General features: G+C 68.0%; 18 protein-coding genes. 11 read left to right on the forward strand and 7 right to left on the reverse strand.

Annotated elements, in window-relative coordinates:
- Window positions 1–170: 170 nt before the first annotated feature.
- The gene (locus CFW40_RS19235; RefSeq protein WP_088799063.1) at window positions 171–1,157 is read right to left on the reverse strand and encodes a TauD/TfdA family dioxygenase; all 987 of its coding nucleotides are present in this window, start codon (window positions 1,155–1,157) and stop codon (window positions 171–173) included.
- A gap of 395 nt (window positions 1,158–1,552) precedes the next feature.
- On the opposite strand from CFW40_RS19235, the gene CFW40_RS19240 reads away from it, so the two are divergent.
- The 11 genes from CFW40_RS19240 (at window position 1,553) to CFW40_RS19290 (ending at window position 13,318) form a co-directional block, all read left to right on the forward strand.
- Complete coding sequence (locus CFW40_RS19240; RefSeq protein WP_088799064.1) at window positions 1,553–2,782, forward strand: class I SAM-dependent methyltransferase; 1,230 nt, start codon at window positions 1,553–1,555, stop codon at window positions 2,780–2,782.
- A gap of 43 nt (window positions 2,783–2,825) precedes the next feature.
- Window positions 2,826–3,698 carry a glucose-1-phosphate thymidylyltransferase RfbA gene (gene rfbA, locus CFW40_RS19245; protein WP_088799065.1) on the forward strand — a complete coding sequence of 291 codons (873 nt, stop codon included), beginning with the start codon at window positions 2,826–2,828 and terminating at the stop codon, window positions 3,696–3,698.
- 23 nt (window positions 3,699–3,721) lie between these two features.
- Window positions 3,722–4,852, forward strand: a complete 1,131-nt coding sequence (locus tag CFW40_RS19250) for a class I adenylate-forming enzyme family protein (RefSeq protein WP_088799066.1) — start codon at window positions 3,722–3,724, stop codon at window positions 4,850–4,852.
- Window positions 4,849–6,369 (forward strand): histidine ammonia-lyase, encoded by a 1,521-nt coding sequence (gene hutH / locus CFW40_RS19255; protein ID WP_218136792.1) that lies wholly within the window; start codon window positions 4,849–4,851, stop codon window positions 6,367–6,369. Before CFW40_RS19250 ends, hutH begins: the two co-directional genes overlap by 4 nt.
- An 82-nt stretch (window positions 6,370–6,451) precedes the next feature.
- Window positions 6,452–7,411 carry an LLM class F420-dependent oxidoreductase gene (locus tag CFW40_RS19260; protein ID WP_088799067.1) on the forward strand — a complete coding sequence of 320 codons (960 nt, stop codon included), beginning with the start codon at window positions 6,452–6,454 and terminating at the stop codon, window positions 7,409–7,411.
- 4 nt (window positions 7,412–7,415) lie between these two features.
- A complete protein-coding gene (locus CFW40_RS19265; RefSeq protein ID WP_088799068.1) occupies window positions 7,416–8,102 on the forward strand; it encodes a 4'-phosphopantetheinyl transferase in 687 nt (228 codons plus the stop codon).
- 58 nt (window positions 8,103–8,160) lie between these two features.
- Window positions 8,161–9,147, forward strand: a complete 987-nt coding sequence (gene rfbB, locus CFW40_RS19270; RefSeq protein WP_088799069.1) for a dTDP-glucose 4,6-dehydratase — start codon at window positions 8,161–8,163, stop codon at window positions 9,145–9,147.
- Window positions 9,144–10,133: a dTDP-4-dehydrorhamnose reductase gene (gene rfbD / locus CFW40_RS19275; protein ID WP_088799070.1), complete on the forward strand. Its 990-nt coding sequence runs from the start codon at window positions 9,144–9,146 to the stop codon at window positions 10,131–10,133. Before rfbB ends, rfbD begins: the two co-directional genes overlap by 4 nt.
- A complete protein-coding gene (gene rfbC / locus CFW40_RS19280) occupies window positions 10,115–10,711 on the forward strand; it encodes a dTDP-4-dehydrorhamnose 3,5-epimerase (RefSeq protein WP_088799071.1) in 597 nt (198 codons plus the stop codon). The genes rfbD and rfbC overlap by 19 nt, the downstream gene beginning before the upstream one ends.
- Before the next feature lie 66 nt (window positions 10,712–10,777).
- Window positions 10,778–11,998, forward strand: coding sequence for a macrolide family glycosyltransferase (locus CFW40_RS19285; RefSeq protein ID WP_256331387.1), 1,221 nt, complete (start codon window positions 10,778–10,780; stop codon window positions 11,996–11,998).
- A gap of 315 nt (window positions 11,999–12,313) precedes the next feature.
- A complete protein-coding gene (locus CFW40_RS19290) occupies window positions 12,314–13,318 on the forward strand; it encodes an asparaginase (RefSeq protein ID WP_088799073.1) in 1,005 nt (334 codons plus the stop codon).
- Between the two features lie 184 nt (window positions 13,319–13,502).
- Here the strand turns inward: CFW40_RS19290 and CFW40_RS19295 are convergent, their stop codons facing one another.
- The 6 genes from CFW40_RS19295 to CFW40_RS19325 form a co-directional block, all read right to left on the reverse strand.
- Window positions 13,503–14,144: a TetR-like C-terminal domain-containing protein gene (locus CFW40_RS19295; RefSeq protein ID WP_088799074.1), complete on the reverse strand. Its 642-nt coding sequence runs from the start codon at window positions 14,142–14,144 to the stop codon at window positions 13,503–13,505.
- Between the two features lie 1,161 nt (window positions 14,145–15,305).
- Window positions 15,306–16,322 carry a hypothetical protein gene (locus CFW40_RS19305; protein ID WP_088799075.1) on the reverse strand — a complete coding sequence of 339 codons (1,017 nt, stop codon included), beginning with the start codon at window positions 16,320–16,322 and terminating at the stop codon, window positions 15,306–15,308.
- Window positions 16,323–17,773: 1,451 nt separating this feature from the next.
- Window positions 17,774–19,780 carry a DNA sulfur modification protein DndB gene (locus CFW40_RS19310; protein WP_256331766.1) on the reverse strand — a complete coding sequence of 669 codons (2,007 nt, stop codon included), beginning with the start codon at window positions 19,778–19,780 and terminating at the stop codon, window positions 17,774–17,776.
- 353 nt (window positions 19,781–20,133) lie between these two features.
- Window positions 20,134–21,864, reverse strand: coding sequence for an ATP-binding protein (locus CFW40_RS19315; protein ID WP_088799077.1), 1,731 nt, complete (start codon window positions 21,862–21,864; stop codon window positions 20,134–20,136).
- Window positions 21,861–22,286: a GIY-YIG nuclease family protein gene (locus tag CFW40_RS19320; RefSeq protein ID WP_306427438.1), complete on the reverse strand. Its 426-nt coding sequence runs from the start codon at window positions 22,284–22,286 to the stop codon at window positions 21,861–21,863. Before CFW40_RS19320 ends, CFW40_RS19315 begins: the two co-directional genes overlap by 4 nt.
- The gene (locus tag CFW40_RS19325) at window positions 22,259–22,729 is read right to left on the reverse strand and encodes a hypothetical protein (RefSeq protein WP_088799079.1); all 471 of its coding nucleotides are present in this window, start codon (window positions 22,727–22,729) and stop codon (window positions 22,259–22,261) included. The genes CFW40_RS19320 and CFW40_RS19325 overlap by 28 nt, the downstream gene beginning before the upstream one ends.
- Window positions 22,730–22,900 lie beyond the last annotated feature (171 nt).

Below are 22,900 nucleotides of genomic sequence, written 5' to 3' on the forward strand. Positions count from 1 at the left end.
TCCGGGTCCCGTCCGCCACCCGGTCCGGGCGCTGTTCGGGGCAGGGAGGCGTACGGGATGACAAGGACGTCGAAGCCGCGCTGGATGCCCCCCTCCGCCGCGCGGCGACGACAGCCCACGGGCCTCGCCGGTCCCTTGACGCCGGCGAGGCCCGTGGCGGAGCGGGGCGGTCAGTCCAGGACGCTTCCCCCGCCCGGCCGGCCGGCTCGGGAGCGGCGGTGGTCCGCAACGGCGTAGACCCGGTGCAGCCAGCGATCGGTGCCGTCGTACCGGGGAGCGAAGGACGTCCGTCCGTGCACGGTGAGGCGGTTGTCGACCACGGCCAGATCGCCCACGGAGAGGGCGAGGGCGTGGGTGGCCCGCCCGAAAGCGGTGCGCAGCTCCTCCATGGCCCGCCGGGCCCCGTCGTCGAGCGGGTGGGTACTCGCGAAATCGACCAGCACATCAGGGTCTTCGGGGGCGCCCCGCAGGATCGAATGGACCGGAGGGGGAACGCTCCCGGAACCGCCGAACGACGGCGGCGGCTCGGTCATGAAACGCTGCTCGGACAACACCTGCCTGGCGTCCCGCGACAGCATCGGCAGCGCCCGGCGGATGGACGCGGTGCACAGCCTGGCGTCGCCCGTCGGGTCCTCGCGTACACACAACAGGCCCACGTAGTCGGGGCGGTGGTGGTGGAAGGCGTTCTCGGTGTGCAGCTGCAGGCGCACCGAGCCGGCGTTGCTCTGCTGCCGCTCCCGGCCCGGCACCGGCACGACGTCCTGGACCAGGGCGCCGGACTTCTCGCTCCGATAAGCGATCACCTCACCGAGCTGGAGCATCACCGCGGCCATCGCCGCCGCGGCCGGGGACGCGGTCCGTTGCACGGACCCCGGCCTGGTGGGGGTGGCGGGCAGTCCTTCGGGGACGGGCAGGTTGCGGACCAGCAGTACGCCGTCGGGCCCGGCGTGGTGCCGGAACTCCCGTGCCGCTGACCGCAGACGACGGGGCAACCGCACAGAGACGTCACGGGCCGCTGCGAGCCATTCGGCGCTGTCCACCACACCGGACGCCACACGGCCGAGTTCCCCGGCCAGGAGGGCAACCTCTTCGCGCTGCGGGTCGGTGAGCACCACTGCCGTGTCGGTCAGGGCAGGGGGAGAGCTTGTCTCTGTCATCGTCACATGCCTTATCGCTGAAGCCGCGCGAGGGGGCCGCCGGCGCGGCCGGCGGTGGCCTTGCACAGGATTTCTTGGCGGATGCCCGCGATTTCCGCGGGACGCCTCTTGCGGTCCGCACAGATGTACTGGGACGCGGCAAGGCTAATCACTGCCGATCCGGCGGAACAGAGGGAAATTGCAAAGGGCGTGCGGGCGCGTCCGGGGCCGCCGGAAAGTCATGGGGCGGCGGCGGTTTCTGTCCCGCCAGCGAGACAGTGGACATTCCGAACTCTTCCGCCGGCGCCGGTTTCTGGGGCAGACTCGCCGAGAACCGCTTCGAACGGTGCCCGGTGCTCACGCCGAAGTGTCCGTATTCCAGTATTTGGCCGTCGGTCGGCCTTCCAGGAGCATGTATGTCGAGCAAGTTCCAATGCCGTATCTGTGCCGCTCCGGTACAGGAATTCTTCGACTTCGGCCGCCAGCCTCTGTCGGACGCATTCCTCGCCCCGGATGCGGATCTCGCCAAGGAGTTCTTCTTCCGGCTGGCCGTCGGCGTGTGCGAGTCCTGCACCATGGTGCAGCTGGTGGAAGAGGTCCCGCGGGACCGTATGTTCCATGAGGAGTACCCGTATCACTCCTCCGGTTCGGCCTATATGCGGGAGCACTTCGAAAATCTCGCCAAGCGGCTGCTGTCCACCGAGCTCACCGCGGACGACCCGTTCGTCGTCGAACTGGGCTGCAACGACGGCGTGATGCTCAAGGCGATCGCCGACAACGGTGTGCGGCACCTGGGCGTCGAGCCGTCCGGCGGCGTGGCGGACGTCGCCGCGACCAAGGGCATACGGGTCCGCAAGTCGTTCTTCGAGGAGTCCACGGCACAGGAGATCGTTGCCGCGGACGGTCGGGCGGATGTCATTTACGCCGCCAACACCCTGTGCCACATCCCGTACATGAGCTCGATCCTGACCGGCGTGCGCACGCTGCTCAAGCCGTCCGGCGTGTTCGTCTTCGAGGACCCCTACCTCGGCGACATCGTCGAGCGCACCTCGTTCGACCAGATCTACGACGAGCACTTCTACTTCTTCACCGCGCGGTCCGTGCAGGAGATGGCACGGCGCAACGGGCTGGAGCTGGTGGACGTCGAACGGCTCACCGTGCACGGCGGCGAGGTGCGCTACACCCTGGCCCCCGCCGGGCAGCGCAAGCCGTCCGGGGCGGTGGCCGAGCTGGTCGCCGAGGAGGAGCGGCGCAAGCTCGCCGACCTGGTCACCCTGCGGGAATTCGGCGAGAGCGTCCAGAAGATCCGCGAGGACCTGACGGCGCTGCTCGGGCAGCTGCGCGACGAGGGCAAGACGGTGGCCGGCTACGGCGCGACGGCCAAGAGCGCCACGGTGACGAACCTCTGCGGCATCGGGCCCGACCTCGTCCCGTTCATCTGCGACACCACCCCCGCCAAGCAGGGCCGGCTCAGCCCGGGTACCCACATTCCCGTCAAGGCGCCGGAGGCGTTCTCCACCGCGTACCCGGACTACGCCCTGCTCTTCGCCTGGAATCACGCGCAGGAAATCATGGAGAAGGAACAGGAATTCCGTGACGCCGGGGGAAAGTGGATTCTCTACGTGCCCGACGTACACGTCCTGTGATCGCCATTTCCGGCGGCACCGGCCTTGATGAATGGGGAGAGTGTTGAAGGGAATTGTACTGGCCGGTGGCAGCGGAACTCGGCTGTATCCCTCCACCCTGGCGACGTCCAAGCAGCTGCTCGCGGTCTATGACAAGCCCTTGGTCTATCACCCGCTGTCCGTCCTGATGCTGGCCGGAATCCGGGAAATATTGGTGATCTCGACGCCGTCCAGCATTCCCGCGCTGCAGTCGCTGCTGGGGGACGGTTCGCACCTGGGGCTCACCATCACCTATGCCGAGCAGCAGGCCCCCCGGGGCATCGCGGAAGCACTCATCATCGGCGAGAAGCACATCGGCAACGACCCCTTCGCGCTGATCCTCGGTGACAATGTCTTCCACGGCGCCGGATTCCCCAGGATTCTGCGGGCGGCCCGTGACGGTCTGGACGGCTGTGCGCTCTTCGGGTATCCGGTCTCCGACCCCGAGCGCTACGGGATCGGCGAGACCGATGCCGAGGGAAACCTGGTCTCGCTGGAGGAGAAGCCGGTCAACCCGCGTTCCAGCAACGCCATCACCGGTCTGTACTTCTACTCCCCGGACGCGGTGGAGATCGCCCGGCAGCTCACCCCCTCGGTGCGCGGCGAACTGGAGATCACGGACGTCAACCTGGCCTATCTGAAGCAGGGCCGGGCCCGGCTCATCCGGTTGGGACGCGGCTTCACCTGGCTCGACGCGGGCACCCACGATTCGCTGCTGGCGGCCAGCCAGTACGTCCACGTCATCGAGACGCGGCAGGGCGTCCGGGTGGCCTGCGTAGAGGAAATCGCGCTGCGCATGGGGTACATCGACGCGGAGAGCTGCCACCGCCTCGGCACGCGGATGCAGAACTCGGAATACGGCCAGTACCTCATACAGGTCGCCCAGTTGGCCGCCTGATGATGTCCCCGCAGGGAGTTTGAGTGGGTTACCAAGAGCTGACCCCGGAGCAGCTGCTGTCACCGGCGGTCGGCGCGGCGGAGATCACCGACCGCGCCTGGTGCGTGCGCTGGGACACCGCAGCGGGTGCCGACGAGCTGGTGCTCGGCGCCCTGCCGCCCGCCCTGGGCTTCGACACCTCGGGGAGCACCGGCCCGGCCCGCCGCTGGCAGCACAGCCGCGACAACGCCTGGCGGGAGGCAGGCATGCTCGCCGACTTCGTCCGGCAGGACGAGCCGGGGGCGGTGGTCTCCTTCGCCCCGCCGGTCCACGTGTACGGCACGCTGGCCACCCTGCTGCTGCCCGCCCGGCTCGGCGTCCCGGTCTGGTACCGGCCCGACTACATCGGCGCGATGCCGGATACCGGGCAGCGCCGGATCGTCGTCGTCGCCACGCCGTGGATCTTCTCCCTCCTGCTGCGGCACATGGACTGGGTCCGCTCCTTCGAGCACCTGACCGTGCTGTACAGCAGCGCGATGCTCCCGGCCGATGCGGGGGCCTTCCTCGAAGCGGCCGGTCCCCGGCGCGCGGCCATCGTGGAGCTGCTCGGCTCGACGGAGACCGGCGGCATCGCCATGCGCCGCTGGCGCGAGGGCGAGCCGCCCGCGTGGACCCTCTTCCCGGACGTCCGTCTCGCCGCTGCCGATGCCGACGGTGACGGTGCCGAGGACGGTACGGCGGTACCGCTGGTGATCCGCAGTCCGCGCCTGGCCCACCGCCCCGGCGAGCCGGTGCCGCAGCAGTGGCGTACGGGAGATCTCGTGGAACCGCTGGACGAGCGCACCTTCCGGCTCCTCGGCCGCATCGGCCGCCTCGTGAAGGTGAACGGGCGGCGGATCAACCTCGACGAGGCGGAGCACCTGCTGCGCGCCACGCTCGACTGCGCGGACCTGGGACTCCTGGCCGTCGACGCCCCCATGATCGGCGAGCACATCGACCTCTACGTCGTGCCCCGGCCCGGGACCGGGCCGGACGGCGTCGATCTGGCTCCGGTGCGCGCAATCCTGGGCGTCCGCCCCCGGAGGGTGCACGTGGTGCCCCGCCTCAGCCGGTCCGCGACGGGCAAGTTGCAGCACCTTTCGACCTCACACACCGACTCAGGGATAGCAACGTGACACGAACCCCCACGACGGCTGACGGCGGCACCACGGACATGCCCAGCCTCGATGCCATAGTCGAAGCCGCCTCCTGGACCGCGAAGCTCGGCCCGCTCGCCGACGCGGACGTGGCCCGCATGCGCGAGAGCGGCGCCACCGTCGACACGTATCTGGCCGAAGGCAAGCCCGTGTACGGGCTGACGCAGGGCTTCGGGCCGCTGGTGACGTACTCCTCCACCTCCGAGATGGAGCAGGGAAGTTCGCTCATCTCCCACCTGGGCACCGCACAGGGCCGACCGCTCGGCCCCGAGGCCTCACGGCTGGTCTTCTGGCTCCGGCTCAACAGCATGCGCAAGGGCTTCTCCGCCGTCTCCCCGGGCTTCTGGCAGCGCCTGGCCGATCTGTGGAACGCCGGCTTCACCCCGGTGATCCCGCGGGACGGCACGGTCAGCGCGAGCGGCGATCTGCAGCCGCTGGCGCATGTGGCGCTGGCGTGTGCGGGCTACGGCGAGGCGTGGGTGCGCGACGCGCAGGGCCAGTGGTCCCCGCGTCCGGCTTCCCAGGCCCTCGCAGATCTGGGCACCGAACCGCTGGAATGGCCGGTCCGCGAGGCGCTGGCCTTCGTCAACGGAACCGGCGTCAGCCTCGCCGTCGCCATCCTCAACCAGCGCTCCGCCGTCCGGCTCGTACGAGCCGTCGCGACGCTCACCGCCCGGCTGACGGCGCTGCTCGGCGGCAACGCCGAGCACTACGACGAAGGGGTCGGCCAGGCGCGGAACCAGGCGGGACAGCTGCTCGTGGCACGCTGGATCCGGCAGGACCTGTCCGAGGACCACCGGCGGGACGAGCGCCGGCCGCTGCAGGAGCCCTACAGCCTGCGCTGCGCCCCGCAGGTCCTGGGCGCCGTGCTGGACCAGCTCACCATGGCCGGAGAGATCCTGCTCCGCGAGGCGAACGGCGTCACCGACAACCCCCTCACCCACGAGGGCCGGGTGCTGCACGCCGGCAACTTCCACGCCATGCCGGTCGGTTTCGCCTCGGAGCAGACCGGGCTCGCCCTGCACATGGCCGCATATCTGGCGGAACGGCAGCTCGGCCTGGTGGTCAATCCCACCACCAACGGCGACCTGCCGATCATGCTCACGCCCCGGGCCGGCCGCGGCTGCGGACTGGCCGGGGTGCAGATCAGCGCCACCTCCTTCATCTCGCGGATCCGGCAGCTGGTCACCCCGGCGTCGCTGACGACGCTGCCGACCAACGGGTGGAACCAGGACCACGTACCGATGGCGCTCAACGGCGCGAACGGCGTCGGCGAGGCCCTGGACCTGGGCTGGCTCGCCGTGGGTTCGCTCGCCCTGGGCGCGGCCCAGCTGGCGGTGATGACCGAGGACGCTCCGGAGCCCGTCGGCGTGTGGGCGCAACTGGCCCACATCTCCCCGGCGCTGGAGGCCGACCGGCCGATGGCGGCCGAGGTGCGGGCGGCCGCCGAGCTGTTCCGCAGCCATGCGCACGCCCTGCAGGCCGACGCCGGCTGACGGACACAGCGGGCGCCCCGGCCCGGCCCGCCCAGGGCGCCCGCTTCGTTGTGGATACCGCAGAGGACTGGAGACCAACGCGATGACCCGATGGGGGATCACCCTCCCGCTGACCGGCGTGCCCCTGCCGGCGCACCGCGAGCTTGTCGAGCGGCTTCCCGGCCTCGGCTACACCGACGTGTGGACGGCCGAGACCTCGGGCACCGACGCGTTCTCACCCCTGGTGCTGGCCTCGCAGTGGTCGTCCGGCCTGCGGCTGGGCACCGCCATCGCTCCGGTGTTCACCCGCGGTCCGGCCCTTCTGGCGATGACCGCCGCGGCCGCCGCCGACTGCGCGCCCGGCCGGTTCGCGCTGGGCATCGGCGCTTCCTCCCCCGGCGTCGTACGGGACTGGAACGCCATGGAACACACCCGCCCCTACGCGCGTACCCGCGACACCCTGCGGTTCCTGCGCACCGCCTTCGAGGGGAAGGTGGTGAACGCGCAGTACCCGACCTTCTCGGTCCGCGGCTTCCGGCTGGAGCGGCCGCCGGCTTCGCCCCCGCCCCTCCTGCTGGCCGCGCTGCGCCCCCGTATGCTGCGGCTCGCCGCCACCGAGGCGGACGGTGCCATCACCAACTGGCTGGCCCCCGCCGATGTACCGAAGGTCAGGGCCGAGATCGGCCCCGGGACCGAACTCGTCGCCCCGGTCTTCGTGTGCCTCACCGACGATGCCAGAAAAGCCCGCCGTCTGGGCCGGATGATGATCAGCAGCTACCTCACCGTGCCTGCGTACCGGGCGTTCCAGGACTGGCTCGGCCGTACCGAACCACTCGCCGCGATGCACCGGGCCTGGGACGCGGGCGACCGCTGGCGCGCGGGCATGGCCGTTCCGGACGAGGTGGTCGACGAACTGGTGGTGCACGGCAGCCCGGAGGAATGCCGCGCACGGATCCGTGCCTACACGGCCAACGGGCTCGACACCCCCGTGATCGCCTTGCTGCCCACCGACGACGGTGACCCTGTCGAGCAGGTCGAAGCCCTCGCGCCGTGTCAGGACTGACGGCGTGATCGCGCGGATACTGCCGGACTGCGTCGCGGCGGCGGAGTCCTACGGCGACGAACCGGCCGCCGAATTGTTCCCCGAGGAGAGCAGGCTGACGGCCACCATGTCCGACGTCCGCCGCCGCGAGTTCACCACCGTGCGGCACTGCGCCCGGCGCGCGGCACTGCGCATCGGCGTTCCGCCGGCTCCTTTGCTGCCGGGGCCCGCGGGCGCTCCGCAGTGGCCCCACGGCATCGTCGGCAGCATGACGCACTGCCGGGGCTACCGCGCCGCCGCCCTGGCCCGTAGCGACCAGGTGCGGGGCGTGGGCATCGACGCCGAGCCCCATCAGGCGCTGCCCGAGGGCATGTTGGACCGCATCGCACTGCCGGGAGAGCAGGAGCAGCAGCGTGTGCTGCGGCGGCTGAACGGCAGCATGTGCTGGGACCGACTGCTGTTCTGCGCCAAGGAGGCCGTCTACAAGGTGTGGTCACCTCTGACCCGCGCATGGCTGGGCTTCCACGAGGCCTCGATCAGCATCGCCCCGGACGGCGGCACCGGGGCGGGCACGTTCCGCGTGCGCGTGCTCCGGGCCGTGCCGGAGGGGGCCGACGGCGAGGTCCCGACGATGCTTCAAGGGAACTGGCTCGCCAACCGCCACCTGCTGCTCGCCGCGATTGTCGTACCCCGTGCCCCAGCCACCCCGTAAACCCAGCCCACCAGCACACCGGCCCGTGCCGGCGATCACAGCAAGGTGCGAATTCCTCATGGCGACCCGGATACTCGTGACAGGGGGAGCCGGCTTCATCGGCTCCCACTACGTACGCACGCTGCTCGGCCCGCAGGGGCCCGGCGACGTGTCCGTCACCGTGCTCGACAAGCTCACCTACGCGGGCAGCCCCGCCAACCTCGACGAGGTACGCGGGCATCCGCACTTCACCTTTCGCAAAGGCGACATCTGCGACGCCGCCACCGTGCGCGAGCTGATGGCGGAACACGACCAGGTGGTGCACTTCGCCGCGGAGTCGCACGTGGACCGCTCGATCGACGGCGGCGACGAATTCATCCGCACGAACGTCCTCGGCACCCACACCCTCGTGAACGCCGCCCACTCGGCCGGGATCAGCACCTTCGTCCAGATCTCCACCGACGAGGTGTACGGCTCGATCGACCAGGGTTCCTGGCCCGAGACCCACCCGCTGCGCCCCAGCTCGCCGTACTCCTCGGCCAAGGCGGCCGGGGACCTGGTGGCGCTCTCCTACCACCACACCCATGGCCTGGACGTGCGCGTCACCCGCTGTTCGAACAACTACGGGCACCACCACTTCCCCGAAAAGGCCATCCCGCTCTTCATCACCCACCTGCTCGACGGCAAGCGGATCCCGCTCTACGGCGACGGCTCCCACATCCGGGACTGGCTGCACATCGACGATCACGTACAGGGCATCGAGCTGGTGCGCACCCGGGGCCGGGCCGGGGAGATCTACAACATCGGTGGCGGTACCGAGCTGTCCAACAGGGAGCTCACCGAGATGCTGCTCAGGGAACTGGGCGCGGACTGGGACACCTCTGTGCAGCAGGTGGCGGACCGCAAGGGCCATGACCGCCGCTACTCCGTCGACTGCACCAAGATCAGCGAAGAGCTGGGCTACACCCCGCGTGTCCCCTTCGACAAGGGACTCGCCGAGACCGTGCAGTGGTACCGCGACAACCGCGCCTGGTGGGAGCCCTTGAAGGCGCGAGCGGCACTGTGACGGCACACGAAGCGCGGCCCTGGCTGGTGACCGGCGCCCAGGGCCTGCTTGCCCGGGCCCTCCTCGGCCACCTGGCCGGTGCCGGCATCACCGCGGTCGCCGCCGGTCGCGGTGACCTGGACATCACCGACCGAAAGGCCGTGCAGGCGGCCTTCACCGGCCGTCCGCCCGCCGTGGTGATCAACTGCGCCGCATGGACCGCGGTCGACGCCGCTGAGGACCACGAGGCCCAGGCTCTCGCGGTCAACGGGACCGGCGCACGCCTGCTGGCCGAGGCGTGCCGCGCGTCGGGGAGTGTCCTGCTGCAGCCATCGACGGACTACGTATTCGACGGCCGCGCCCGCGAGCCGTACCCGGAGCACGCCCCGACCGGCCCCCGCAGCGCATACGGCCGCACCAAGCTGGCGGGTGAGCAGGCAGTGCTGCACACGCTGCCGGACACCGGCTATGTCGTGCGAACGTCCTGGCTCTACGGGGCGGGCGGAAACAGTTTCGTGGGCACCGTGCTCGGGCTGGAGCGCGAGCGGGAAACCCTTGAGGTGGTCGACGACCAGTGGGGCCAGCCGACCTGGACGGCCGATCTCGCCGCGCAGCTGGTCCAGTTGGGGCGGGGCGCGCTCGCCGGCACCGCTCCGGCGGGGGTGTACCACGGCAGCAACGGCGGTGCGACCACGTGGTTCGCCTTCTGCCGGGAGATCTTCCGTCTGCTCGGCGCGGATCCCGAGCGGGTGCGCCCCCTCACCAGCGACCGCTACGCCCGCCCGGCGCCCCGGCCTGCCTACAGCGTGCTCGGCCACGGCCGCTGGCACGCGGCAGGCATGGCACCACTCAGGCACTGGCACGCGGCACTGGCCGAGGCACTTCCCGCGATGCGGCACCGTCCGGCAGAAGAACCCGCAGGACCGGCCGGAGGACCAGCAGCTCCGGCAGAGACATCCGAGACCATGCGCGAGGAAGCCGAGATTACATGCGACCGCTGTCCATAGAAGGCGCCTGGATCCACGAACCCGAAGTCTTCGCCGACGACCGGGGAAGCTTTCACGAGTGGTTCAGGAAAGACGCATTCCGCACGGCTACCGGACAGGAACTCCCCCTCGCCCAGGCCAATCTCTCCGTATCCCGCCACGGCGCCCTGCGCGGCATCCATTTCGCGGAATCCCCTCCGGGACAGGCGAAATACATCACGTGTGTGCGCGGCGCCATTCTCGATGTCGTCGTCGATGTCCGGACGGGCTCCCCGACATTCCGGCAGTGGGAGACGGCACGCCTCGACGACACCAACAACCGTGCCGTCTATCTCTCCGAGGGACTGGGCCATGCCTTCATCGCCCTCACCGATGAGGCCACCGTCGTCTACCTGTGCTCCGAGGGGTACGCCCCCGAGCGCGAACACGGCATTCACCCACTGGACCCGGACCTCGCCATCGGCTGGCCCACCGGCATCACCCCCTTGCTGTCTCCGAAGGACGCCCAGGCCCCCGCCTTCGCCGAGGTGCACCGGCAGGGACTGCTGCCCTCCTACGACACCTGCACGGACCTCCGAAACCGGCTCCGCCACCACTGAATTCAGCATGCGGCCCCCGCGCCGGCAGGCCCCCCATCCGCCCCTCGACCCTCCCCCCTTCATGCCATGAACTCTTCGCTCCCCGGGACCCGGCCCGCCGCCCATATCGCCATGTTCAGCGTCGCGGCCCACGGTCATGTCAATCCGAGCCTCGAACTGATCCGTGAACTCGTCCGCCGTGGGCACCGGGTCACCTATGCCATCGCCGAGTCCTTCGCCGACACCGTCGCCGCCACCGGCGCCGAACCCAGAATCATCACGTCCACGCTGCCCACGAGCGAGGACCGGGATGCCTGGGGAGGCGAACTGATCGACCACCTCCGACTCTTCCTCGCCGACGCAGGCCGGGCGCTTCCACAGCTGCTCAAGGCCTACCAGGACGACCGCCCCGACCTGATCCTGTACGACCCGATGGCCTACGCCGCACGGGCCCTCGCCGACCGCTGGAGGATCCCGGCCATCCAGCTCTCCCCGCACGCGGTCGCCTGGGAGGGCTACGAGGACGACATGGCAGCCGAGCTGTCGGGGCCACCGGGCCACGGCGTGGCGGCGTCGGAACCCGGGGGCCGGCAGGCACACGCCTGGCTCGCCAACAACGGCACCGCGATCGGACCGGGCCGCATCGCCCGCCGCCCCGAGCGCTGTATCGCGCTGCTCTCGAAGGTCCTGCAGCCGCACGCCGACCGGGTCGACAGTGCTGTCTACACCTTCACCGGCCCCTGCCGGGCCGACCGCAGCCGCCGCGGCGACTGGTCGCGCCCGGCCGGTGCGGAGAAGGTGGTCCTGATATCACTCGGCACGGTCTTCACCAAGGCCCCCGACTTCTACCGCGCATGTGCCGCCGCCTTCGGTGACCTGCCGGGATGGCACGTCGTACTGCAGATCGGCGCCGGCCTCGACCCCACCGAACTCGGCGAGGTCCCCGACAACATCGAGGTGCGCACCTGGGTCCCCCAGCTGGCGATCCTGGAACAGGCCGACGCCTTCATCACACACGCGGGCGCGAGCAGCGCGCAGGAGGGCCTGGCCTGTGGTGTGCCGATGGTGGCCGTCCCCCAGGCAGTCGATCAATTCGCCAACGCGGAAATGCTCGCTGCGCTGGGCGTCGCCCGCTACCTGCCCAAGGACCGGGCCACACCGCGAAACCTGCGGGAGGCGGTGCTCTCCCTCCTCAACGATCCGGACGTCCCACGCCATGTCTCCCGGCTCCAGCAGCACTTGGCCCACGAGGGCGGCACCCGCCAAGCCGCGGACCTCGTCGAGGCAGCACTCCCCAGCCCTCTCTGAGCATCGCGCGAACCGGCACGAGCGTGCAGGACGGTGCCGTCCTGCCGTAGCCGAACCCGCGTTCCTGGGCGGGTCACCGCGGCGCGTCCCTGCCCATGGTGCGAGGCCGTTGCCGGCGTACCCGGGGTTGCTTCCCGAAGAAAGGAAAGTTCCGCTGTCCGGCGATGAGCAGGGTAATGCGAACGGAACAACTCCCACCTCCGCGAATCAAGGTCAGGAAGTGGTAAAGAGCCCTTCCGGCATTCATGCGGCCATTGCGGCGGCCTAGGGTCAAAGGAAAGTGTCCCGATCGGCCGAGTCGTTGAGGTTATCCAGATGCATCCTGTGTTCAGCGCGAGAATGAATGTCGTCGTCATCGGAATGGGGGGAACCATTTCCGGGGTCTCCGAAGGGCGGACCGGATTCGAGACATATGAGCCGGGCCGGATTCCGGTCGCCGAATTAGTGAACGCATTACGGCCGGAGATCGATGAGATCGCGGACGTCGGAAGCGAGGAATTCGGATCCAAGAGTTCCGGGGAGTACACGATCCTCGACTACTACGACCTCTCCCGGCGCGTGGACGCGTCCCTGCGGCACGCGGACGCGGTGGTGATCTGCAGTGGAACCGCCGCCCTCACCGAACTCGCGTACTTCCTCGACCTGACCGTCCGCAGCGGCAAGCCCGTGGTCCTCACCGGTGCGATGCGTCCGTGGACGGTGCTGGGGAGCGACGGCCCGCCCAATCTCTACAACGCCGTCCGGCTCGCCGCGAGCGGGCGGACCCGCCGGCTCGGGACCACGGTCCTGCTGAACGACCAGATACTGCCGGCGCGCGACGCCACCAAGACCGACACCCTTCGGCTGCACACCTTCAGCACCTCCGAATACGGCGCGCTCGGTACCGTGGACGAGAAGGAGATCCGCCTCCAGCGTGTCCCCGCACGTCCCGAGGCGGGCGTGCGAACGCCGTTCGACCTGGCAGCGATCCCACGGGACGGCCTGCCCCGGATAGAGATCGCGGGGTCGTACGTGGACGCGGGCGGCGAGGCCATCACCGCGAGCGTGCATGCGGGCGCCAGCGGCATCGTGTTCGCCGGAGTGCCCTCACCGCGGCAGCTCGCGGCGGCCCGGGCGGCCGAGCGCGACGTCACATTCGTGGCGGCCAACGGCTACGGCGCGGGCGCCATGCGCGTGCAGTCGAAGCAGGTGGATGTCATCAGCGCCGGCGATCTCGCGCCGAACAAGGCGCGCATCTTGCTGATGCTGGCGCGCGCGGTGACATCGGATCAGATCCGTATCCGCGACTGGTTCGCCACGATCGGAAACGCTCAGTTCTGACGCACCGGACCGGCCGAACAGGGCGAACCGGCCGACACCGGCGAGCGCGAGGCGGCTACTGCGGTGTCCGTCGCCGGGTTGGCCGTTCCCTTCGCCCCCGCGCCCGATGACGGTCGCTTGGCGTTGGCCATGTCGCCGGCCTGCGGTGACGTAGCTTGCTGCGCTCGCTCGGCATCACGCTGACTTACGTCACGATCTCGCTGCCGGAACCGTCCTGGGCGCCGGGGTCTCCGGCTCCGATGAGGGCAAGTGCCGCGTCGAGAAGTAGAGAGGTCAGGGCGGGGAGTTGGTCGGGGGATTCGGACAGCAGGAACAGCCAGGCGAAGACGGGGCCGACCAGCAGGGCGTTGAGGGCGGCCGGGCCGGGGCGGGCCGTGAGCTCGCCGCGCGCGGCCGCGCGGTCCAGGACCTCCGTGAGGGTGCGGCGCTGGGCGGCGAGGTATTTCGCGTCGAACCGTTTGCGTAGTGCGGGGTCGGCCTGGACGTCGGCCAGCAGGCCGGGAATCGTGCCTGGCGGCGGAGCGGCCATGCTGTCCGCGACTTCGGCGAGCACGGCGGCCAGGTCGGCACGGAGCGATCCGCGGTCGGGTGCCACGGCCAGGAACTGGCCGGGCACGAGTACGTCAAAGATCATTTCTTGTTTGCCGGCGTGGCGCCGGTAGATCGCCGCCTTGCCCACCCCGGCCCGCGCCGCGACCGCGGCCGTCGTGAGCCGTGCGTACCCCACCTCGGCCAGCAGCTCTCGAACGGCGGACGCGATGGCGTCATCGACGCGGCTGTCCCGGGGGCGGCCGCCCCGGTTTCCGGCTTGTGTGCGCGCAGACATGGGTACATCATACGGAACTGCGAGTATCGAAACCAATGGTTCCAGATCTCGGGACCCGGGGCCGGCCCGGATGGATCCGAACCACGGCCGAACGACAGGCGGGCGGCAACCCAGCGCCGCGCGCCGACGCGACGCGGATGTCGTAGGAAAACCGTCCGGACGGTGGAGAGCGCGATGACGGATGGGTCGAGGTGCGGGCCGGCCGGCAGGGGCAAAGGGCGCGCCCGACAACTGCACGATCCTCGGCGGGATACACGTGATCCCGCCGCTCGGTGCTCGGAAGCTCCGGGGCCCGAGCGCGGGGACGTGGACAAGTGGCGTGCCCAGAAGGCGAAGACACTCAGCACGGTGCGGCGGACCTTCCGCCGAGCGATCAACTCCGCCGAGCGATCAACGAAGCCGAGGGGGTGAACGCCTGAGAACGGACACCACGTGAGCTACGCCACAGCTTCGTCTCGCCGCTGCTGGACGGCGGCGTCCCCTTCGCAGAGGCCTCCCGTCCGGTCGGGCACTCCGGGACGGCGGTTGCCGAGGAGGTCTGCCGGAAGCAGGCCCGCCCCGTGATGCAGCGGGGAGCGGTCGCCATGGACGGCACCTTCAAGGTGAACCCGCGGCGCCGACCACGCAGTTGGTCACGCATCACGCAGGAGAGCCACCTACGGAAATCCGTAGGTGGCTCTGACCTGTGTTCCTTCAGTCGGGGTGGCGGGATTTGAACCCACGACCTCTTCGTCCCGAATGAGGGTCGGGCAAGATCGAGACCTGCCTGTTTGGCTTTTCCACAGGTCAGGGCGTTGGGCTCGGTGGGCCTCGGGTGGTTTCGGGAGGGTTTGGAGAGCGGGTCGGCTCCCAGATGGCTCCCCGCGGCGTCGGCCTCATTCCCGGGCCTCAGTCCCGTACTCGCCCTCGCCGAGCTGATCGGTGACCGCCGCCTCGCTCCGCTTCAGCAGGAAGATCCGCTTGGCCCGTCTTGCCGGACCTTCCAATCTTGCGGCGGCGCTCCGTCACCTGCCAACGCTGACGTCGGTGTTCGAGGACTGCCTTCCACAGCTCCAGGCGATGGCGAGAATCCTTCGGCAACATGAAGCGGAGGGCTCCGAGGACAACGGCAGCCACCAGCACGGGCGCGGCCCCCGGGTGGTCGGTGAGGAACGGCATGGATCAGCCCTTCCCGTCGCACAGGTCGAGTGAGGCGGTGCCCAGCACCACCCGGTAGGTGTCATCGCGGCGGGTAAATCTCGCGCCCTTGACCCCGGCCTCCCGGTGGGTCAGTGCCAGAGCCAGGTCGCCGGGTTCGGGATAGCCGGTCCAGCGGCACTCCCATGAGTCGCCGGCGCCCCAGAGCCGACGTACGGGACCGTGCCGAATCACTTCCGGCTCCTTCCGGCGTTCAACTCCGGGGCGCTCCAGAGGGTCCCAGGACAGACTGGTCGCCCAGCGGCCACACCGGTCAACCAGGTTGTAGCGAGAAACGAGACCTGCCAGCAGAGTGGTCGCTTCCCCTGAGATCGGGGGGATGGCTGCCAGTGCGCGGCGCTCGTGCGCGGTGAGGTCGTTGTCCAGCGTGACATAGGGGTGCCGGGGCACGAGGCTGCGCCTGTTGCCGCGCCGGCATCCGGCTGGGTCACCGGTGATGGTCAGCAGTGCACCGGTGGGCAGATGGCGTAGACAGACGGAGCGCTGCCCATGGCACGTGTATGTGACCTCGTGCCGTAGTCCAGGGACGCCGCGTGAGCCGGCCCCCTGGGTGGCTAGCAGCCGGGTGGCCACGTTCTCCGGGGCGCGCTCCGCCACTATCACCAACTGGTCCCTGCGGGGCGACATCACCGGGTCGTACGAGGCGACAACCGAGTAGTTCCACCTCGCCGTCGGACCGGTGTACACGTTGCCGTTGAAAAGCGCGAGCGCTAGTAGGGCCCGGAAGGCGCGCTGGTCGTCCGAGCAGTGGTCTAGGCCCAGCCCGTGGGTGTCGCTGCTGATCGCGGATTCGGCGGCGGCTTCGCTTTCCCCGGTGTACTGGACGCGGAGAGGGATCCGCTCCTCGGGCGCCATAGTGTGGACAGACAGTCCGCCCAACTCGCGCGCGGCGGTCAACCGTGCCTGCTGGAAGGGGATGACTTCACTGGACTCGTGCTGGATGCGGCGTGCGAGTTTAACGATGTCCCTGTCGAGCGTCATGTCCGGCTCCCGGTGGGCGTGCCTCAGTGCTCCCGCCCACTGCGCCCCATTAGGAGGAACGACAGTTTTCAATCACGCGCGCACTACGGCACTTTGCGCCCTCAACCCTGGGTAGCTGCGGGAGGAACCCAGGTCCGACGTAACGGCGAGCGTGGTCGCCTGGCCGGAGCATAGCGTCTTGAGGGCGTGTGGGCGAGGTAGGTGCCGGACATCTCAACCGCTCCGTCACGGGCGGCCCGCCTGCGCACAACTTCGTCACGTTCATGGACTATCGCGACCCGCGCATTCGTTTGACGCTTGCCGTCCATCATGTCGTTGCGCTGGAGGGTTGCACGGTCATCCGTCAGCTCCCCAAATGGCTCCCAGGCCGCCGCAGTCATTCGAGCGATGGTTGCTTCGCGTGGTCACGCCGCCTCGTCCTCCTCCAACCGGAACAGTGCCGGAGTTTCAGCTGGGGCTGTAAAGAGAATGAACGGCATGGAAACGCGGCTCATCCTAGGGGCCTGTCGCTCAAGTTTCCGCCGTTGGAGTACGGCTGGGTACCGACGGCCGATCGCTCACAGCAGACGTGCATGAGTGGATATCTCGTCGGACGCCATGGCAACCTAAATATGTCGGCGAAAATCCTGGTTATCTTCTATGTGAGACGTTGTGCGGGAATATCTCTCGCCCCAGACATTGTCGGCGTATAAGCGGTCTCGCCGGAAATCGAGCGGGACAAAGCAAATCAAGCGCATTGGAGTTCAGGCGGTGGGCTCAGATGACCCAATTTCCCAGAGGTTGCATGCCTCGCTGCCGTCGAGGCTTGCTGGGCGACCTCGTGACCACCGAGGTTACCCAATCACATATGTCACAGTAATCCGCCCTGACGGGCGGCCAGATTTCACTGAGGTTGACGGCGCCACACGTCTGGAGTGCATCCGTGACGGGCTCTGCGGCTTGTGCGGTGAACTACTTGGGTATTGGCGAGCAGTGATCGGCGGTCCGGTGGTCATGCGGAGCCGCTTGACGCTTGACCCTCCTATGCATATTGAATGCGCGAGATTCGCCGCTACGGACTCGATCAACGGTTGCCCGTTTCTATTGCATATGGGGTTTGCTCGATATGCAAAATCACCCCCTGCAGACCGGGTGGCGCGTCCCAGCCGCATGTTTCTCGGTAGGACTCGGTCTCACGAGTTGAAGCGTGACGGTGCTGATGTGCTAGCTCATTGCGCGCCGTTCAAAGAGATGTGGGAGGTTCGAGCCGGGAGCCTGGTCAAGCTTCGAGATGCGGCGTCTTGGCCCTAGCCCCAATCTGGGGCGGCGGATGGATTCCATCCAGTCGTCCTGCTGGGGCTGGCGTGGCTATTTTGGTCGAAGGATTACGGGTGGCAGCCGGGCTGGGGGCTGCTTGTGCTGCCACCCTCGGCACATCGGAGCGTCCCAGCCTGGGCCGACTGCCTCGATGGTTACTCGCGATCGGGGTCCTGCTCTGCGCTCGACGCGTCATCCAAATCCAGCTCAGATTGAACGGGCCGGCCAGGATGGGAGGATCGCCACGCTTCGAACTCCTCGTCTGAGCCCCCGAACCAGGTGCGAAGGGCCTTTTTGAGCGCGCTGGTGGCCAGCTCTGTTGCCTTTTCCTCCCTTGCACCCGGCCCAAGCGTGGGCTCACTGACCTTGAGCGCGTTCGACTGCTGCTTGGTGCACAGGTCGAGGTAGAGGCGGCGAGACTGGCCCAAGCCCTTGTCGAACGCCGTGCGGTCGATCAGCCACGGGGCGATGTGTTGCCACGCCGACGGGGTGGCGAGTGCCTGCAGCCAGAAATACCGGAAGTACACCGCGTTCGGCGTGTCCATGTTAACAATCTGGTTGATCGACTTGCTTGCCTCCTTGCTGAAGGCGTGCCGGCGATCGTGAGCCTTCCGGCGGTCCAGCTCGAAGAACGCGTTCCAAGCGTCAACGAGGGACGCTGCGAAGGCGGGTAGGTCTTTGAGCTCGGCTCCACCCGGCTGGTTCTTGCGCATTTCCCACAGAGAGGCAAGGGTCATGATCATGCCGAGCTGGCAGGCGTGAGTGTTGAAGACTGCGAACGCGGCCTTCGACTGCTTGATGGTGAGGGGGGTCGTTGCGTTGAGGTAGGCGCGGGCACGGTGCTCCTCGAAGTCAGCTTCCTTCTCCTTCAATGCCTCCCAAGCCCGGATGACATCCGTCTTCACCGGCATGTGACCCGTTCCTTCGGCGCGCCGCCGTTGGTACTCGTCGTAGCTGTCGCGCAGGGTCCAGTAGATTCCCACACCGCCGAAGAGGGCGTCATACGCGAGTGCAGAGTGGTTATGGGTGGTATCCCAGCTGTCCTTGAAGGTGGCGAGGCCGGCGGCATGCGCCCTATAGGGTTCCGTCTTGGACAGAAGGGTCAAAAAGGCTGTCCCCCACGAGTCCATGAACCGGCCAACCAGCTCCTCTGCGCGGCCCAACGGAAATTCCGTCTCTCCGATGCCTTCCACGGTGTAGTGGCGTCCGACGTCGCTGAACTCGGGCGGCAGCAGGCTGACGAGGTCGAGCTGCTCGCGCATGAAGCTGTCGCGGTCCTCCAGTTTCTCCCGACCACCGAACGGTTGCGCCAGGTTGGTCAGGTACTTGGGCGGGCCGAAAATGCACCGCTTGACGACCATCTTGAACAGGTGAATGTTCGTCATCACGGACCAGCGTGCCGGGCGACTGCCGTTGATCTCGGGGTTGTCGTACTCCACCGCGTATAGCGGCAGCAGGCTCTCGGCCCGGCCACGCAAGGCGCTCAAGAGACTCCGAGTGAGTACGTTGGACAGCTCGCCGTCTGACAGCAGAATGATTCGAGACTCGCTCGGTGGCCGGGCTTCCTTGTTGACGTCGACGAAGAGCTTGCGGGCGGCCTCGTGCGGACGTGATGACTCGCCAGTTTCCTCCGGGAACCAGCACACTGTGACGGGGACTTCGATCTTCGCCAGGTCAGCCTCGGTGACCTGGTGGTCTCGCAGCAGCTGCTCGACCTGCTGCTCGTAGAAGGGCCGGAACTGCTTTCCGGCGCCCTGCCACGAGCGGGACAGAGTGCGTTCCACAGCCAGCAACCCCATAGCACGATGCTGGCCATCGAGAACAACCAGACTCGACTCGGAGTCGTTCCACCACAGCTTGCCCAGGTTCGCGGGGTGCAGGTTGCCGTCTGCCCCGAGAAGGCGGTGGATGCGGAACGCATTGCCAGCTTGTTCCTCCCGCCAGGGCGCATCATCGTGGTCCACCGGGATTGGTGCCCCAAGTGCCGGGAAGGTGGTCGGCCTCTTGGCCTGGAAGGGCAGCAGCACGGCAACGATCGGAGGAAAGAACGCTGGCCCTGTCATCTGCTGCTTGAACAGATACGGAATCAGCTTGCCCGCGACCCGGTGGTCATCGAGGTCGCGCTGCAGCAGCTGGTTGAAGTCCAGATCCACGGGGTCCATGACCTCGCGAACGGGCGCAAGGCTCTTGGTGAGCTGCCGCTCCGGCGCGTCGGCCTCTCCACCTAGCCTCGCCTTTGTCATGATGTAGTCGACTCGCCCAGCCGGAGTGTCGAAGCTCCCCCAGGTTCCCTGGACGAAGTCGCGGAACGTGAGCTTGGAACCTGAGCCAAACATTCTTGGTGATGCCTCTCAATCGGTTCTACCGCATGGCGGCGGATGCTGGTGATGCACGGCGCAAGACGAGCTGGATGCCTTGACGCTTGAGAGCAAGGGACGTCGTTTGGGTGCCGCAGATGAAGGCCCCCGGGGGCCGTTGGGCGGGGTGGGTGCCGAACACCCCGCCTGAGGCTCGCCTACTGGTCCCTGAACGCCTCCCGCAGAAGCGCCTCGGTGAACATGCCCCAGTAGGTCCGGAGGTCGTCGAGCCGCTCGGGGTCTGGGTACATGGCCTCTGCGTGGGCGTAGGCGATGAGCAAGTGGTCGACGGCGGTCTGCGCCCGCCGTGCAAGATCGATGATCTCCTCGGGGTCCAGGTTCTGTGTGCCCTCATCGGCGAGCTTTTTAAGGGGCAGATAGACCTGCTCGAACAGAGCATGTCGGAGGTTGAACTTGACGGCGGCCTTGCCGTTCAGATGGTCAATGACCAGTAGTTCCTTGCCGGGCCACGAACCGCCCATGAGGGTGATGGGCTTGGTACGGATCTGCTCGCGGATCCGCTCGATCTTCTCGGCATCCTCTTCGTGGTCCAGACCGAGATCGACCACAGCCTGCTCGACAACCTTCTCTTCGTCTTCGGGGGTCGCGCCACGGCCGGCAATGCCTCTCGGGAATTTCGGAAAGACCCGAGCTGCGGTGTCCATCGTCTCGGTGTGCTCACCGTCCTCGAGACGCTTGCGCTTCTCGGTCTCCTTCCAGTCCGCGCGAACCTTCTTGAGGGCCTGCTTAACGGGTGCCTTCAGCCATTCGCGAAGCTCGCTGCGGAGCTTGCTGACCGGCTCAGTCCCGCGCTTGACGTTGCGGACCTGGAAGTACTCGTCCAGCTCCGCCGGGAAGCTCACCTCGATTGCAACGTAGCGCAAGACCTTGTCGCTGCGTCCACCTTCGAGCAGCCGTGGAACGATGTCGTAGTAGATCTCCCGACCGTTGCGCAGGATGCTGATTTTGGCAGTGTTGTCCTCGTTGATCTGGAACTCGGAGATGTCGTGACCCTTGTGGTCCGTGCTACCGCCTGCACCCGAGTAGGGACGGAATTCGCGGGGCACGATGGCGACGGCAACGTGCACGTTGTGGCCGTCGATCTTCAGATCAGTCTCTTCGACCAGTTCACCGCGAGGGTCGAGTGGCTTGTAGCGCGAGATGATCCTCGGGTTGTCGCGCAGGAACAGCGGATCATGCAGCGTGGTGAGCTTGCCGTCCAGCTCGAAGGTCCTGCCGGTGTCGATGTAGGTCCGGAAGGCGCGTGCGATGAACTTGCGGAGCTCGGCAATCTTCTGCTCCAGGGAGGTGCCGTAGGTCCCGCCGCTGGAAAGACGGTCGATCTTGCCGAACACGACGAGTGTGCCGGATGCGAACGGCGTCTCGTCACGGCTGGTCATCAGCTTGGCCGCCTCGGCGGGCCACTCCTGAACCTCGTCGGTGGTGATGTAGTGCTGCTTCCCCTCGCGGATCTCCTGTAGGTCGATGTAGCTGTGGTAGAGCTTCGTGCTGCCAGTCTGTCGGCTGTAGATGTCGATGCGCTCACCGAGGCTGAGCCCGGCGAGTTTGAGTCCGACACCGAAACGTCCCAGCCCCTTTCGCTCGCCGTAGCGGCTGCTGTACCCCATCGAGAGCACGTGGTGCATCTTCGTGGGCTCGATGCCGACGCCGTTGTCGGCAATGAGGATCCTGTCGATCGTCTTTTTGCCGCGGCCGAAGACCGTCCGCACGCGCATCAGGGTGGCCTCGGCCTCGATGGAGTTGTCCAGCGGCTCACCGATGGCCGCGGTCAGATCGAAGCCGGCATCCCGCATGGAGTCCAGTGCGCGGTCGACCTGAATGAGATCGGCGCGCTGGTCGTGTGGGGCTAGGAACATGGGTGTAGTCATCGTCGGTCCTTCGTCGTGGCGGGCCGCACGTGCTCGTGGGCGGCATGGATGCGGTCTCGGCGGGCGGCCTGCTGCTGGGGTAGGCAGAAGGCGCAGGGGATGGGATGACCCTCTGGCCGTGCCGGGTGGATTCGATTAGAAGCGTCAAGGGCGAGCAGGTGGAACAGCGCGCACTCGACCATGTATGCGCTGGTGGCACTGTGGTGTACGTCGTAGGTGAAGTAGTCGGCACGGCGGTCTGAGCAGTGCCGTAAGAGCCGTCGACGGATGTCCGTGTCGCTCCGGCCGACGTAGGTAGGGCGACCATCCTCTGCGTACAGGACGTAGGTGCCGATCCGCTGCGGCGGTATGAGGGTACGCACGAGGGTCGGACTGAGCCTTACGGGGATGGGGGTCACGCCACCGCCTCCGCGGCCTGCCACAGGGCCCGCGCGCGGCGCCGGGCCCGGCTGACGCGCTCACGCATGCGCAGCAGCGGCACCGCTTGTCGGTCGGCTAAGGACACGGCGTCGTGGCCGCCCGCGAGGTCGTTGAGCAGTATCCGCTCTGCGTGGGTGAGGTTCGGTTCGGTGTTGACCCACGCGAGAATTTCGACGGCCAGAAGGCTGGAATCGGGCTGCCCGCAGTTGACGCGGTCAGGGTCGAGCGGGATGAACTGGGCAATGGCTCGGCGGCGCTCGAGCACTTCGTAAGCATGCCCCATGGCCGACTTCGTGCGGTAAGGGGCTGGAGTAGAGGCGTCCGTCGGGTTGCGCAGGAGCTCGTCGAGCGCACGGTCGATGCGGTCGAGCTCGTAGGTGTCACTGCTGGCCAGCGCCTGCTTCTGCAGCGCGTTGACCGCCCCGGCGACGGGGTAGCTGATCATGCTGTTTCGCTCCGGGTGTCTGGTGGTGGGCCCCATGCGGTGGCACACGTCCGAAAAGTGAAACGGTGTTATGTGGTTGTTGGTCCAGCGTACTGCCAGGGGCTGACAGGTCGGGAGTGTTTGAGTGAAGTCCGCGTCGTTGAGGGGGCCTTGGTCCCCTACCTATAGAGG

Origin of the sequence: Streptomyces sp. 2114.4, assembly GCF_900187385.1 — a bacterium.
Taxonomy (GTDB): Bacteria; Actinomycetota; Actinomycetes; order Streptomycetales; family Streptomycetaceae; genus Streptomyces; species Streptomyces mooreae.